Source organism: Rhizobium sp. 62_C5_N11_2, from assembly GCF_051811185.1.
GTDB classification, from domain to species: domain Bacteria; phylum Pseudomonadota; class Alphaproteobacteria; order Rhizobiales; family Rhizobiaceae; genus Rhizobium; species Rhizobium leguminosarum.
Window position 1 is genome coordinate 4,521,409 of record NZ_JBPWPW010000001.1, and the last position, 13,918, is coordinate 4,535,326.

Genomic DNA, 13,918 nt, shown 5'->3' on the forward strand with positions numbered 1-13,918 from the left:
ATGAGTATCGGATCGAGACTATACGGAGCGGCCCTCGCTTTCAGCCTGTGTCTGCCCATGGCGGCACACGGCGCCGAGGTCGCCAAACAGAAAGCGCCGACGCCGGTCAGCGCCTATGAGCTCTATCGTATCTATGGCGACAAGACCTGGACCTGGAACACCGGCGGCGGCCGTTTCTTCGATGACGGCCGGCGATTTATCGCCTGGAGCAATGACAAGGGGAAGCCGTCCTTCGCCGAAGGCAGATGGGTGGTCGACGATCTCGGCCAGCTCTGCATGCGTGCCACCTGGACGAATGCCGAGGGTGCGGCCCGCGCCAGCACCTGTTTCGGTCACCGCAAGATCGGCAACACGATCTATCAGCGGCGCCAGCCGGACGGCAAGTGGTACGTCTTCCGTCATGCATCGGTGCTCCCGGATGACGAGTTCCGCAAGCTCGTTCCCGTCGATACGGTCAGCGCGAAGGCGCGCGAACTGAAGCAGGTCCTGCTGAGCCAGGAAATAGCCCGAAAAGGAGGGTGAAGCCATGAAGAAGCTAATGAAAAACAACCTCTCGACCACCGCGATTGCGCTGCTGTTGTTGTGTCTCGCGGATCTTCCGGGCCGAAGCGAAGTGCAATATGCGGGCATTGCGCCAAACCCGGCGGCGGCCGTGCAGACGATTATCGACAAGCGCCCCGTCCTTCATGCCGACGGCATCAAGTTCGGGGCCTACGATCCGCACGGCGATTTCGGCGCGCAGGCGAATGTCGCGACCGAAGCCCTGTTCCTGCCGTGGGAGGACGTCGACCTCGAAACGTTGCGCGTCGCCGATGCCTATGCGCTGGCTAGAGGCCGCAACCTGCTGATCACTGTGGAGCCATGGTCCTGGGACGTCGATTGGCGGCTCACCTCGGCACAGCTTCGCGCAAAGGTCCTGCGCGGTGACTACGATGTCAACATGCGTTCGATCGCGCAAATGATATCCGAGCTGAAAAGCCCGGTGATCGTCCGCTGGGGACAGGAGATGGAGGACAAGTCAGGGCGGTTCTCATGGTCCGGCTGGAGCCCGCAGGACTATATCACGGCCTACAAGCGGATGATGGACATTGTCCGCCAGGAGGCGCCTGGCACAGAGCTCATGTGGTCGCCGAAGGGAGAGCCTGGCCTCCAGGCCTATTATCCCGGCGACGATTATGTCGATCTCGTCGGGCTCTCGGTCTTCGGTCTGCAGCGCTACGACGAGCTTGCCCACAATGAGCACCGGACGTTCTCGGAAGCATTGAAGCAGGGGTATGATCTCGTCGCCGGTTACGGAAAGCCCATCTGGGTGGCGGAGCTCGGCTATGAAGGCGGTGACGCCTATATCAGGCCGTGGATCGAAACTGCCACGTTGAAGCAGAGCGCCTTCCCGAATCTGCAGGAAGTCGTCTATTTCAACGACCGGGATGTGCACGCATGGCCGTTCGATCTCGGCCGGCCGGACTGGCGCGTGGTCGAAAACCTGGACAGCAACTGATAGTCCGGAAAACAGAGGCCTGAAAAACGGAGAGGCCCGCCGGGGTGTTGCGGGCCTCTCCTCATGTCGGGCGACCGATCATCCCTTGATCGTTGCCTTACCCTCTTCGATGAGCCGGGTCGCCGCATCGGCGGGCGATATCCGTTCGAAGGCGAGTTCGTCACAAATCGGGCGCAGCACGCGCTGGTCGAATTGCGTTGCGCCCATCGGCACCGGCGGCGGATACTCGCCGACCTGATCCTTGAGCAGGTTCACGTATTTGACCGTTTCCTGCTCCGTCGGGTTGAGTTGCGGCAGGATGGCTTCACGGACGGTAGGCGACATTGGCACGCCGCGTTCCACACCGAGAATCTTGCCGGCTTCGGGATCATTGACAAAGAAGCTGATGAACTTCGCGGCAGCTTCGCCCTGCTTGGTCGTAGCGCCCACACTCCAGATCAGTGCCGGACGGTAATAATGGCCGGATGGTCCGCCCTTCTTTTCACGCGGCAGCATGGTGATGCCAAGCTTGTTCTTGATGATCAGCTGATAGCCGACCATCTGGTTGGAATAGGCCATGCCGATCACCGATTTGCCGAGACCAAGGCAATTGGTGTCGATCGTGTTCTGATCGAGGGTCTGCACGTCGGCAGCAACGGTGCCGCCCGCCTTACGCAGTTTCTCCCAGTAGTCGAACCATTCCCTGGCATCGTCGGCCGTGAAGCCGAGCCCCACGCTTTCCCTCGCAAAGAGGCTCTTGCCGCGCTGGCGCAGCCAGGCATCGAACACATAGTTGTAGCGCGCCGCATAGGGGCCGCCGCCCTTGCCGGAGGACTTGGCGAGTTCTACCGCGAGCTTGGCGTACTCATCCCAGGTGATGTCGGGCGTCGGCAACGGGATGCCTGCCTTTTCGAATTCGACGGTGTCGAAGAACATCGAGAAGGAGTTGAGGCCGAGGCCAACACCATAGAGCTTGCCGTCAATGGTGGTCAGTTTCAGCATGTCGGCGCCAAAGGACTGAACGTTCAGCGTCGAGGGGACGAATTCATCGAGCGGCAGGCAGGCGCCGCGCTTCGAATAGTCTGAGATTGTTCCTGGCTCGAGTTGGAAGATGTCGGCGATCGAGCGGCCGGCCATCTGCGTTGCGAGTTTCGTCCAGTAGCCGTCGCCCGACAGCGATTCGCCGACCAGAGTGACGCCAGGCGTCTTCGACTGATAAAGCTTGGCAACATCGAGCGTACGCTTGGCACGGTCGTTGGACCCCCACCACATGGCACGCAGCTGTGCGTCTTCGGCAAAGGCCGGAATGGCGCTTCCGGCACCGAGGGCGAGACCGGCGGCCGCACCGGCTGAACCCATCAGAAATGAACGGCGATTGACCTGCATGATATTCCTCCTTGTCCCAACTGCCCGCTGCCATCCTCCAACGGCATTATCGAGCACTTCGGCAAACAGATTACGCAAAAAAAATTTTATTGCAAGAAGCAACCATTTTCTTGCAAATTTGCATTATTTGCATAATGTTTGCCTATGAACGACCAAAAGATCAGACGGCCGCGTCAGGCCGATATAGCCACATTGGCCGGCGTTTCCGTTTCCACGGTGTCGCGCGTGCTCGCCAACGAACCTGGTATCAGCGAAACCGTCCGGCGCCAGATATTGAAGGTGGCAGCCGAGAACGGCTATCCCGTCAAACCGGCTTCCGAAGCCGTTGCCGGCGGGCTGGCGCTGATTGCCAGCGACGGCGTCACCGGCACTCTCAGCGTCTTCTATGAAGCGATCGTCGACGGCCTGCGCGCCGGCGCTGCGGAAGCGGGCATGCCCTTCGACGTCCGGCTGGTCCGCGAAGATCGTATCACGCCGGATGCCGTGCGCGACTATATGCAGACCGCGGGAGCTGAAGGTCTCTTTCTCGTCGGTATCGATCCGAACGAGACGTTGCGTGGCTGGCTGCAAGCCAGCATGACACCGACCGTTCTTGTCAACGGCACTGATCCAAGGATGCAGTTTGACGGCGTTTCGCCGGCTAATTTCTTTGGCGCCTACGAGGCCACCCGCCGGCTGACCGAGGCCGGCCATCGTCGGATCCTGCATCTGAGCGGCTCCCACCGCCACACAATCCGCGAGCGCGTGCGCGGCTTCGAGGCGGCGATCGCCGCCGTCCCCGGCGCAGAGGGCCGTCTCGTGTCCCTGACCCTTGACGGCAGCGCCAGCCGGGAGGCGCATGAACGCACCGCCGCCGCACTTGCCGAGGATGCCGGTTTTACCGCCGCTTTCTGTATGAATGATTTTATCGCCGTCGGCGTGCTCGAAGCCGTCACCGAGGCCGGGCTGCGTGTGCCGGAGGATTTCGCGATTGTCGGTTTCGACGATCTGCCCTGCGCGCTGATGACAAGTCCGCAGCTTTCCACCATGCGCGTCGACCGCGCTGCCCTCGGGCGCGAAGCCGTTTCGCTGATGCTGTCGCGCTTCCGCAACAGGACGGCCGCTGCGCGCCATATCTGCCAGGCGGTCATTCCCATTCCGGGAGGAACCGTTCCGAACATCGAAAACCCGTGAGTGATGCCGATGACCTATGATCCCGCCAGCGCCAACCCGCTCGCAGGCAATCCGCTGGAAACCCGCGCCGATATGAGCCGTGCGCTGCTTGCGCTCTTTGATCCGCTGCTTGCCTGTTTCTCGAACGGCAATGCCCGCGTCACCCTCAATGGCGGCGGCGCCCATTTCGACCGGGCAGCGGCCGATCTCGAAGGGTTCGCCCGCCCGCTCTGGGGTTTAGCGCCGCTTGGCGCAGGCAAGGGCGACTTCGCCCATTGGCATCGTTTCGCCGAGGGTCTCGCAAATGGCACCGATCCCGCCCATCCGGAATATTGGGGAACGGTCAATGGCCGCGATCAGCGGATGGTCGAGCTTGCCGCTCTCGGTTTTGCCCTGGCGCTGGTGCCCGAAAAAATCTGGGAACCGCTCGATGCGCGCGCCCGCAGCAATGTCGTCGCCTATCTCAAGCATGTCAGGCAGTTCGATTATGCTGACAACAACTGGAAATTCTTCCGGATCTTCGTCGATATCGCGCTCGATCGTCTCGGCGCCGATTTCGACCGCAGCCTGACGCGGCAATATCTTGAGGAGCTCGAAGGCTTTTATATCGGCGACGGCTGGTATCGCGACGGAAACGTGCGCCGTATCGACCACTACATTCCCTTCGCCATGCATTTCTATGGCCTGATCTATTCGAAGCTCGTCGACGACGATTATGCAAAGCGCTACCGCGAGCGCGCGGTCCTCTTCGCCCGGGATTTCCAGCACTGGTTTGCCGCTGACGGGGCGACGATCCCCTTCGGCCGCAGCCTGACCTATCGTTTTGCCTGCGCCGGCTTCTGGTCCGCGCTCGCCTTTGCCGATGTCGAGGCTCTGCCCTGGGGCGAGGTCAAGCATCTCTGCCTGCAGCATCTGCGCTGGTGGAAGGACAAGCCGATTGCCGATCGCGACGGCGTGCTGTCGATCGGCTTCGGCTATCCGAACCTGCTGATGTCGGAGAGTTACAATTCCGCCGGCTCGCCCTACTGGGCCTTCAAGGCCTTCCTGCCGCTGGCGATCGCTGAGGATCACCCATTTTGGACGGCGAAGGAAAAAGTGCCGGAGCAGGCGCCTGACATCGTTCCCCAGCGTCATCCCGGCATGGTGATCATGCGGGCGGGCGGCGATGTCGTGGCGCTGTCTTCCGGCCAGGAAAACCTGCAGATGCGGTGCGGCACGGAAAAATATGCGAAGTTTGCTTATTCCGCTCGATACGGCTTCAGTGTCGAGGCCGATGAGCGTGCCTTTGCGCTTGCCGCCTTCGATTCAGCGCTTGCCTTCAGCGATGACGGCCTTCACTACCGCGTGCGCGAAACGAACGAGGAAGCCAGGCTCGCAGGTGAGGTGCTCTATGCGAAATGGTCGCCTTTCCCAGATGTCGACGTCGAAACCTGGCTCGTGCCGGTCGCACCCTGGCACATCCGCTTCCACCGGATCAGGACAAGCCGGCCGTTGCGGATTGCCGAAGGCGGATTTGCCATCGGCCGCCGGGATTTCGAGCTGGATACGCTATCCGCGTCGAATGGGGTTGCCTATGCGATCGGCGAAGCCGATTTCACCGGCATTCTCGATCTCGGCTCTTCGGTCAAACGTTCGGGGCTTGTCCAGAAGGCAATGCCCAACACCAATGTGATCGTCGCGAAAACCCTCGTGCCGCAGCTGCGCGGGCAGATTTCGGCCGGTGAAACCATCCTGGTGACGGCAGTGCTGGCACTTGACGATCCTGCTGCTGTCTCGTCTGTCTGGACGAACCCGCCGAAAGCGCCTGACATTGCAGCGCTGGAGGCCCTAGTGAAGGAAAAGGGCGTGACAGTCAGCGCCATCGAAGCGCCGGGACAGATGCCATGAGCCAGCCGGCCATCGTCTTTGCCATGCAACCGTCGCGCACGGAGCATGTGCTGCCGGATGAGGTCCTGCGCCGGCTGAGTGGCATCGGTCGCCTGCTGGATCCCAAACCGCTGCAGCGCTTCGACGACGAGCGTGCGAGACGTCTGCTGGCCCAAGCCGAAATCCTGATCACCGGCTGGGGCGGGCCCTATGTCGGGCCCGAAATCCTCGCCGCCGCGCCGCATCTTAAGCTCATCGTCCATGCGGCGGGCACGGTCAAAGGCGTCATAGACGACGCCATCTTCGAAGCCGGTATCCCGGTCAGCCATTCGGCCGAGGCCAATGCCGTGCCGGTGGCCGAATTCACGCTGGCGGCGATCATCTTCGCCGGCAAGCGCGTTTTCCGTTTCCGCGATCTCTACGTCGCCGACCGAAACCGCAACCGCACCCATCCGATGCAGCGCGAAGCGATCGGAAATTACCGCCGCACCGTTGGCATCGTCGGCGCTTCGCGCATCGGCAGGCGCGTCATCGAGCTCTTGAAACCCTTTGATTATAGACTGCTGCTCGCCGATCCGACGCTTGATGCCGCCGAGGCAGCCGGCCTCGGAACGGAAAAGGTCGATCTCGACGAACTGATGCGGCAAGCGGACATCGTTTCCCTGCATGCGCCGTCGCTGCCGTCGACGCGGCATATGATCGATGCGCGAAGGCTGTCGCTGATGAAGGACGGCGCGACGCTCGTCAACACGGCGCGCGGCATTCTCATCGATGAGGCCGCGCTGCTTTCGGCGCTCAAGACCGGCCGTATCGACGCGGTCCTCGATGTCACCGATCCGGAGATCCCGGAGGCGGGTTCTGCTTTCTACGATCTGCCGAACGTCTTTCTGACACCGCATATTGCCGGCGCTATTGGATTGGAACGGGCGCGCCTCGGCGAGATGGCAGTGGACGAAGTAGAGCGCTTCGTGACTGGTCAGCCGCTGCTCTACCAGATCCATCAGGCTAATCTCGAAAACATCGCCTGAGGCGCGTCGAGCGGCTTAGAGTTCGGAATTGCGTAAAACAAAGAGATAGAGCATTTCCGTGATTCGGAGAAAAACGGAAACCCTCTAGGCAACAGGCATCAGCGCGACGTCCTCAGCGAATTTGGCGAACCGTCATTGGCAAGTTCGGGCATGAGATCGGCAATGTTGACCACCTTGCCGGTGCGCGAACTCGTCAGCGCGGCAATGCCGCAAAGCACGGACATGGCGCCCGCCCGCGTGCCGGCGCGCTGGGCGAGCCTGTCTTCCATATCGGGTTTGAAGATCATATTGCGCATCCGGTCGTCGCCGCCGTAGTGGCCGCCTGTGAAATGCGGAACGACGATGCGCTCCACCGCCTCTTTGCCGTTCGGGAAATTGCGGATGAGGAGGATGGTGTCCTCCTTCGGCTCTTCCCAGGGCTGGGCCTCATATTGACGAAGCTCGATGCGCCCTTTGGTGCCGTTGAAGGCAAGGTGGTGGCCTTCGATCGGTTGGAAAGTGTTCAGCGAATAAGAGACATGGACGTTGTTGCGGTAACGGAGCGACACCACCATCGTATCAGGAATGTCTATGTCCTCGCGGAAGACGCAGCCGTCTCGGAAGTAGCCGTCGATCTTCGAGGGATCCTCGTAGAGTGAATCGAGGAAGGGATCGGCCTCGAGATCGAGGTAGTAGTCGCATTCATGCGTGTGCGGACAGAGCTTGCAGCGCGGGCCGCGGAACGGGCCCTTGCGACCGTAATTCTGCAGGTCGGCGAAGGAGGTGACGGCGTCGGGATCGCTGTCGAGATACCAGTTCAGCAGGTCGAAATGATGGGTCGCCTTGTGGACGAACAGACTGCCGGAATTTTCCGTATAGGCATGCCAGCGGCGGAAGTAGTCGGCGCCGTGCTTGGTGTTCAGATACCAGTGGAAGTCGACCGAGGTGACCCGGCCGATTTCGCCGGCATTCAGCAGTTCCTTGATCTTCGCAGCCGTCGGCGCATAGCGATAGTTGAAGGACACGTCGACCCGGCGACCCGTGCGCTTTTCGGCATCCAGAATCCGGCGAATCTTTTCGACCGAGGTCGTCATTGGCTTTTCGGTGATGACGTCGATGCCGGACTCCAGCGCCCGCACGACAATGTCGTCATGCGTATGGTCGGGCGTACAGACGATGACCAGATCCGGCTTCTGCTCGTTGAGCATCGAATCGATGTTTTCGTAGAGCGGTGCATTGCTGCCGATCATGTTGCGCGCGCGTTCCCCGCGCAGCGAATTCTTCTCGACGATCGCGGTCAGGTCGACATGCTCGCGCCAGCCGGCAAGCAGATCCTTGCCCCACATGGTGGTGCCGCGGTTTCCCGTACCGATCAGGGCAAAACGGCGTTTTTCCATCGAATGATCCTCCTGCATGCGTGATGAAACAAATACTGAAAATCAGGCCTAAAGCGCGTCGCGATCTTTCAGATTCGCGTGGCCCGCGCTTCAGGTCTTTGGTTTTTCGCACATCATGGTCGCAAAACCGCTGCACACTTTTGTGCGACATGCTTTAGCAGCAGCTCCTGAAGCGCTCGACGCAGGTGGCGATCACTTCCTCGGCCGGGCGTTTCCACCAGTTTTCGGCCGAAAAGATCTCCACCTCCTGCGCGCCGAAGAAACCGGCGGTCTCCACCATCCGTCTTATGCCTTTGAGGTCGATCACACCATCGCCCATCATGCCGCGGTCGAGCAGCATGTCCTTTGTCGGCACCAGCCAGTCGCAGATGTGATGGGCAAAGATGCGTTTCATGCGCCCGGCGCGGGCAATCTGGTTGGCAAGATCGGGGTCCCACCAGACGTGATAGACATCGACAGCGACGCCGACATGCTCCCCGAGCTGCTCGCACATGTCGAGCGCCTGGCCGAGTGTATTCACGCAGGCACGGTCGGCGGCATACATTGGATGCAGCGGCTCGATAGCGAGCTTTACACCCGAGGCCTGCGCATGCGGCAGCACGGCGGCGATGCCGTCGAACACCATCTGCCGGGCTGCGACGATGTCCTTCGAACTGCCCGGCAGGCCGCCGACGACGAGCACGAGGCAATCGGCTGAAAATGCCGCCGCTTCGTCGATGGCACGCCTGTTGTCGTCGAGATTTTTCTGCCAGTCGGCATCGTTTGCCGCCGGGAAGAAGCCGCCGCGGCAAAGCCCGGTCAGCTTGATCCCGTTCGATTTGACGATACGCACCGCTTCATCGAGACCGACCTTGGCAACCTGGTCGCGCCAGGGCGCGATCGCGGTGATGCCGTGTTTCAGGCAGATATCGACGGCCTGCGCAAAGCCGCACTGTTCGCGGATCGTCGCCAGATTGATCGAAAGCCCTTCGACCTGCATGTCATTCTCCTCCCATCACCTCAGCGCTTCAGTTGACGCCGTGGACGGCGAGCACCTGGCGCATGCGGCTTGCGGCAAGTTCGGGATCTGCCAGAACCCGTGCCTTGTCGGCCAGGCGGAAGAGTTCGGCCAGATGCGTCAGCGAGCGGGTGCTCTGCTGGCCGCCGACCATGACAAAATGGTCCTGCAGGCCGTTGAGATAGGCGAGGAAGACGACGCCGGTCTTGTAGAAGCGGGTCGGCGCCTTGAAGATGTGGCGCGACAGCGGCACGGTCGGCTCCAGCAGATCGAAGAATTCGTGGTTGCTTTTGCGGCCGAGCGCTTCGAGGGCTGCCGAGGCTGCCGGCGCGATCGCATCGAAAATGCCGAGCAGCGCGTCGGAATGGCCTTCTTCGTCGCCGGCAATCAGTTCGGCATAGTTGAAATCGTCGCCGGTATACATGCGCACGCCTTTCGGCAACCGGCGGCGCATCGCCACTTCCTTCTCCTTGGAGAGCAGCGAGATCTTGATGCCGTCGACCTTGTCGGCATGGGCTTCGATCACCTCAAGGCAGGTGGACATGGCTTGGATATGATCACCATTGCCCCAATAACCCTCGAGTGCCGGATCGAACATTTCCCCGAGCCAATGGATGATGACGGGTTCCCTGACCTGGCGGAGGATGCGGTCATAGACGCTTACATAGTCGTCCGGTCCTTTGGCGGCGGCGGCAAGCGCCCGGCTTGCCATCAGGATGATGCGGCCGCCGGCCGCCTCCACCGTTTCGATCTGCTCCTCATAGGCCCTGAGGATCGTGTCGATAGTGACGTCAGGTCCCGGCGTCAGATGGTCGGTGCCGGCGCCGCAGGCGATCAGCGCGTCCTTGCGGCCGGCCGCCTCACTGAGCGCCCGGCGGATGAGGTCGCGCGCATCCGGCCAGCCGAGGCCCATGCCGCGCTGCGCCGTATCCATCGCTTCGGCAACGCCGAGGCCGAGATCCCAGAGCCGATGGCGGAAGGCGAGCGTCCGCTCCCAGTCGATCGCCGGTGTCAGCCACGGATCGTTGTCGGCCAGCGGATCGGCGACGACATGGGCCGCGGCAAAGGCGATGCGTGGAAAGGCCTTGGCGTCGCGCTTGGCGAGCGCGATCGGCGTGCCTGTCAGCGTGTAGGGGACGATCTTGCCGTCAAGAGGGAGATTGATCGTCGTCACGGCTCAGAACTCCAGTGCGGGAACATCGAGCCAGCGGCGCTCGGCCCATGATTTCAGGCCGAGTTCGGCAAGCTGTACGCCCTTGGCGCCGGCTTCCAGGCCATAGGGCCACGGCGCATCTTCGACGACATGGCGGATGAACATTTCCCACTGGGCCTTGAAGCCGTTGTCGAATGGCTGCGTGTCAGGAACCTCGTCCCAGGTCTTGTAGAAGTCGATCGTTTGCGGCTGGTCCGGGTTCCAGACTGGCTTCGGCGTGTTGACGCGGTGCTGGCTCCAGCATTTCGTCAGGCCGGCGACGGCCGAACCATGTGTGCCGTCGACCTGGAAGGTGACGAGGTCGTCGCGGCGGACGCGAACGGCCCAGGAGGAATTGATCTGCGCGATCGCGCCGCCTTCGAGCTCGAAGGTCGCATAGGCCGCATCGTCCGTGTCGCAATCATAGGGCTTGCCCTGCTCGTCGATGCGCTGGCCGATATGAGTGGCGCCGAGGCAGGAGACAGCCTTGACCTCCCCGAACAGATTGTCGAGCACGTAGCGCCAGTGGCAGAGCATGTCGAGAATGATGCCGCCGCCGTCGCCTTTACGGTAGTTCCAGGACGGGCGCTGAGCCGGCACGCCCCAATCGCCTTCGAAAACCCAGTAGCCGAATTCGCCGCGCACCGAGAGGATCTTGCCGAAGAAGCCGGAATCCCTGAGCAGCGCCAGCTTACGCAGGCCGGGCAGGAAGAGCTTGTCCTGCACGACGCCGTGCTTGAGGCCGGAGCCGCGCGCCTTGCGCGCAAGGTCGAGTGCCACCTGCAGATCGTCGGAGATCGGCTTTTCGCAATAAACATGCTTGCCGGCATCGAGCGCCTTGGACAGCAGCTCGGCCCGCATCAGCGTCGTGCCGGCGTCGAAGAAGATCGTGTCGTCGGGATTGGCAAGAGCCGCATCGAGATCGGTCGACCAGCGCTTGATGCCGTGCTTCTTCGCCAACTCTTCCATCTTGGCGCCGTTGCGGCCGACGATGATCGGGTCGATCTCGAGTTTCTCGCCCGATTTGAGCGTGATGCCGCCCTGGTCGCGGAAAGCGAGAATCGAACGCACCAGGTGCTGATTGTACCCCATGCGGCCGGTGACGCCGTGCAAGATGATCCCCAAGCGTGCCATTTTTTCCTCCCAGCAATCTTTTGCGGCGGGAGCGGGCATCTTGGCCCGGCCCTCCCAAGCCGGTAACTAAACAGTTACTTGATGGCAGAAGATCGGAGCGGCTGTCAAGAGTCAAATCCGATTTTCGAGATCAGGAAAGGCTCTAGCGCTTGATCGAGGCGAGCGTGACGTGGACGATATGCCTCTCCCAGGCATTGAGATGGGTCGGCTCGATCAGGTCGCGGCCGAAGATCGTCGACAGCGTGTACTGGTTGGAAAGGTAGAAATAACCGAGCGAGGCGATCGTCAGGTAGACATGCAGGGGATCGGCGGTCTGGATGAAGACGCCCTGCTTCTTTCCCTGCTCGAGCACTTGAGAAAGCTCGCCGATCAAATGTGAATGCAGTTCCTTGAGCCGGACGGACTGACGCAGCCAGCGGGCGCGATGCAGATTTTCCGTGCCGAGCAGGCTGAGAAATTCCGGATGCTGGAGAAAATAACGCCAGGTGAAGAGTGCCAGTTCGCCGATGCCTTCCTCCGGGCTGCGGTCGCCGATATGAAGCGCGCGCTCGGCGGTGCGGATGCCGACATAGGCTTCTTCGAGCACCTTGAGGTAGAGCTGCTCCTTGTCGCCGAAATAATGATAGAGCATCCGCTTGTTGGTGCCAGCGCGCTCGGCGATCGCATCGACGCGAGCCCCACCCATGCCGTTTTCAGCGAATTCCCGGGTTGCCGCTTCGAGGATCGCAGCGCGTGTCCGCTCCGGATCGCGGTGGGCCGTCCGTTCCGCGACCGGGCGTCGAGACCGTTTCTTCGCCCCCTTCTCCCCGCTGTCGTTCATCTCTCCACCTCCGTCTTCACATGTTGCGCTCATAAGCCTTCGGTGCGAAATTGTAAAAACCGAATTTGAACGGCCCGCGAGCGACACCGCTTGACACGCTCGCCGCTTTGCCCGTAGCTTGTAACCAATTAGTTATTTATGCAAGGGTAACTAGGTTCGGAAGCGTGTGGAGGCGCTTCCCTTTGGAGGAGGAAAAAATGAGCCTACGTGTAAGCAGACGTAATTTCGTTGCGGGAGGAGCGACGCTTCTTTCGCTCTCGGCGCTGGGAACCAGCGCTTTGGCACAGGAAACGCGCCTGCGTCTCCTGTGGTGGGGCTCGCAGCCGCGCGCCGATCGCACCAACAAGGTATCGCAGCTCTATCAGACGAAGAAGCCGGGCACGTCGATCACCGGCGAATTCCTCGGCTGGGGCGACTACTGGCCGCGCCTTGCGACCCAGGTCGCCGGCCGCAACGCGCCCGATGTCATCCAGATGGACTATCGCTATATCGTCCAGTATGCGCGGCGCGGCGCGCTCGCCCCGCTCGAATCCTATATGCCGGCCAAGCTCAACCTCGACGATTTCGACAAGGCGCAGATCGAAGGCGGCAGTGTCGACGGCCACCTCTACGGCGTCAGCCTCGGGGCGAATTCGGCGGCCACGGTCCTGAACACCACTGCCTTCAAGGAGGCCGGCGTCGATCTGCCGACCCAGGCAACCACCTGGGAAGAATTCGGCCGCATCGGTGCGGAGATCACCAAGGCGGGCAAACGCAAGGGCATGTTCGGCATGGCCGACGGCAGCGGCGGTGAACCACTGTTCGAAAATTGGCTGCGTCAGCGCGGCAAGGCGCTTTATACTGCCGACGGCAAGATCGCCTTCGGCGTGGACGATGCCTCGGAATGGTACGACATGTGGGCCAAGTTCCGGGCTGCCGGCGCCTGCGTTCCTGCCGATGTCCAGGCCCTCGATAAGAACGATATCGAAACCAACACGGTATCGCTCGGCAAGTCGGCCGCTGGTTTCGCCCATTCCAACCAGTTCGTCGCCTATCAGGCAATGAACAAGGACAAGCTGGCGCTGACCAACTACATGCGCGTCAAGGCGGATTCGAAGGGCGGCCACTACCGCAAGCCGTCGATGTTCTTCTCGGTCTCAGCCCAGTCGAAAGCCGTGGACCTGGCCGTGGACTACGTCAATTTCTTCGTCAAGGACCCCGAGGCAGCGCTGCTTCTGGATGTCGAACGCGGCATTCCGGAATCGAGCGCCATGCGTGAGGTCGTCGCGGCGAAGCTCGACGAGAACGGCAAGATTGCGCTGGCCTATGTCAGCGGCCTTGGCGAACTCGCCGGCAAATTGCCGCCGCCACCGCCCGCCGGCGCCGGTGAAGGCGAGCTGACCCTACGCAACATCGCCGAACAAGTGGCCTTTGGACAGGTATCTCCTTCCGATGGCGGCAAACAGCTTGTCGATGAAATCACGCAGATTCTCGCACGAGGCTGATCCCGT

12 protein-coding genes are annotated in these 13,918 nt (G+C 61.5%); 6 read left to right on the forward strand and 6 right to left on the reverse strand.

Annotation, left to right across the window (positions count from 1 at the left end):
* Entirely contained in the window at positions 1-522 is a 522-nt protein-coding gene (locus AB8B31_RS22085) for a DUF995 domain-containing protein (protein ID WP_065276719.1), read from the forward strand.
* 4 nt (positions 523-526) lie between these two features.
* Positions 527-1,498, forward strand: a complete 972-nt coding sequence (locus AB8B31_RS22090; RefSeq protein ID WP_065276720.1) for a glycoside hydrolase family 26 protein — start codon at positions 527-529, stop codon at positions 1,496-1,498.
* A 78-nt stretch (positions 1,499-1,576) separates the two neighbouring features.
* Here AB8B31_RS22090 and AB8B31_RS22095 read toward each other — a convergent pair whose 3' ends face one another.
* Complete coding sequence (locus AB8B31_RS22095) at positions 1,577-2,863, reverse strand: ABC transporter substrate-binding protein (RefSeq protein WP_065276721.1); 1,287 nt, start codon at positions 2,861-2,863, stop codon at positions 1,577-1,579.
* A 144-nt stretch (positions 2,864-3,007) separates the two neighbouring features.
* Between AB8B31_RS22095 and AB8B31_RS22100 the strand changes: the two genes are divergently transcribed.
* The 3 genes from AB8B31_RS22100 to AB8B31_RS22110 are packed head-to-tail and all read left to right on the forward strand — an operon-like array spanning position 3,008 to position 6,909.
* Positions 3,008-4,036, forward strand: coding sequence for a LacI family DNA-binding transcriptional regulator (locus tag AB8B31_RS22100; protein ID WP_112905626.1), 1,029 nt, complete (start codon positions 3,008-3,010; stop codon positions 4,034-4,036).
* Between the two features lie 9 nt (positions 4,037-4,045).
* Positions 4,046-5,902, forward strand: coding sequence for a DUF2264 domain-containing protein (locus AB8B31_RS22105; protein ID WP_065276736.1), 1,857 nt, complete (start codon positions 4,046-4,048; stop codon positions 5,900-5,902).
* Complete coding sequence (locus AB8B31_RS22110) at positions 5,899-6,909, forward strand: hydroxyacid dehydrogenase (protein ID WP_065276723.1); 1,011 nt, start codon at positions 5,899-5,901, stop codon at positions 6,907-6,909. Before AB8B31_RS22105 ends, AB8B31_RS22110 begins: the two co-directional genes overlap by 4 nt.
* A 98-nt stretch (positions 6,910-7,007) precedes the next feature.
* Here the strand turns inward: AB8B31_RS22110 and AB8B31_RS22115 are convergent, their stop codons facing one another.
* From AB8B31_RS22115 to AB8B31_RS22135, 5 genes are all read right to left on the reverse strand, one after another.
* Entirely contained in the window at positions 7,008-8,285 is a 1,278-nt protein-coding gene (locus AB8B31_RS22115) for a Gfo/Idh/MocA family protein (RefSeq protein ID WP_065276724.1), read from the reverse strand.
* A 154-nt stretch (positions 8,286-8,439) separates the two neighbouring features.
* Entirely contained in the window at positions 8,440-9,264 is an 825-nt protein-coding gene (locus AB8B31_RS22120) for a sugar phosphate isomerase/epimerase family protein (RefSeq protein ID WP_065276725.1), read from the reverse strand.
* A gap of 28 nt (positions 9,265-9,292) precedes the next feature.
* Positions 9,293-10,456, reverse strand: a complete 1,164-nt coding sequence (locus AB8B31_RS22125) for a dihydrodipicolinate synthase family protein (RefSeq protein WP_018244225.1) — start codon at positions 10,454-10,456, stop codon at positions 9,293-9,295.
* A 3-nt stretch (positions 10,457-10,459) separates the two neighbouring features.
* The gene (locus tag AB8B31_RS22130; RefSeq protein WP_028731882.1) at positions 10,460-11,608 is read right to left on the reverse strand and encodes a Gfo/Idh/MocA family protein; all 1,149 of its coding nucleotides are present in this window, start codon (positions 11,606-11,608) and stop codon (positions 10,460-10,462) included.
* Positions 11,609-11,750: 142 nt separating this feature from the next.
* Positions 11,751-12,428: a TetR/AcrR family transcriptional regulator gene (locus AB8B31_RS22135; protein WP_018448053.1), complete on the reverse strand. Its 678-nt coding sequence runs from the start codon at positions 12,426-12,428 to the stop codon at positions 11,751-11,753.
* Positions 12,429-12,625: 197 nt separating this feature from the next.
* Here AB8B31_RS22135 and AB8B31_RS22140 point away from each other — a divergent pair, with 197 nt between their 5' ends.
* Entirely contained in the window at positions 12,626-13,912 is a 1,287-nt protein-coding gene (locus AB8B31_RS22140) for an ABC transporter substrate-binding protein (protein ID WP_026230929.1), read from the forward strand.
* Positions 13,913-13,918: the final 6 nt, after the last annotated feature.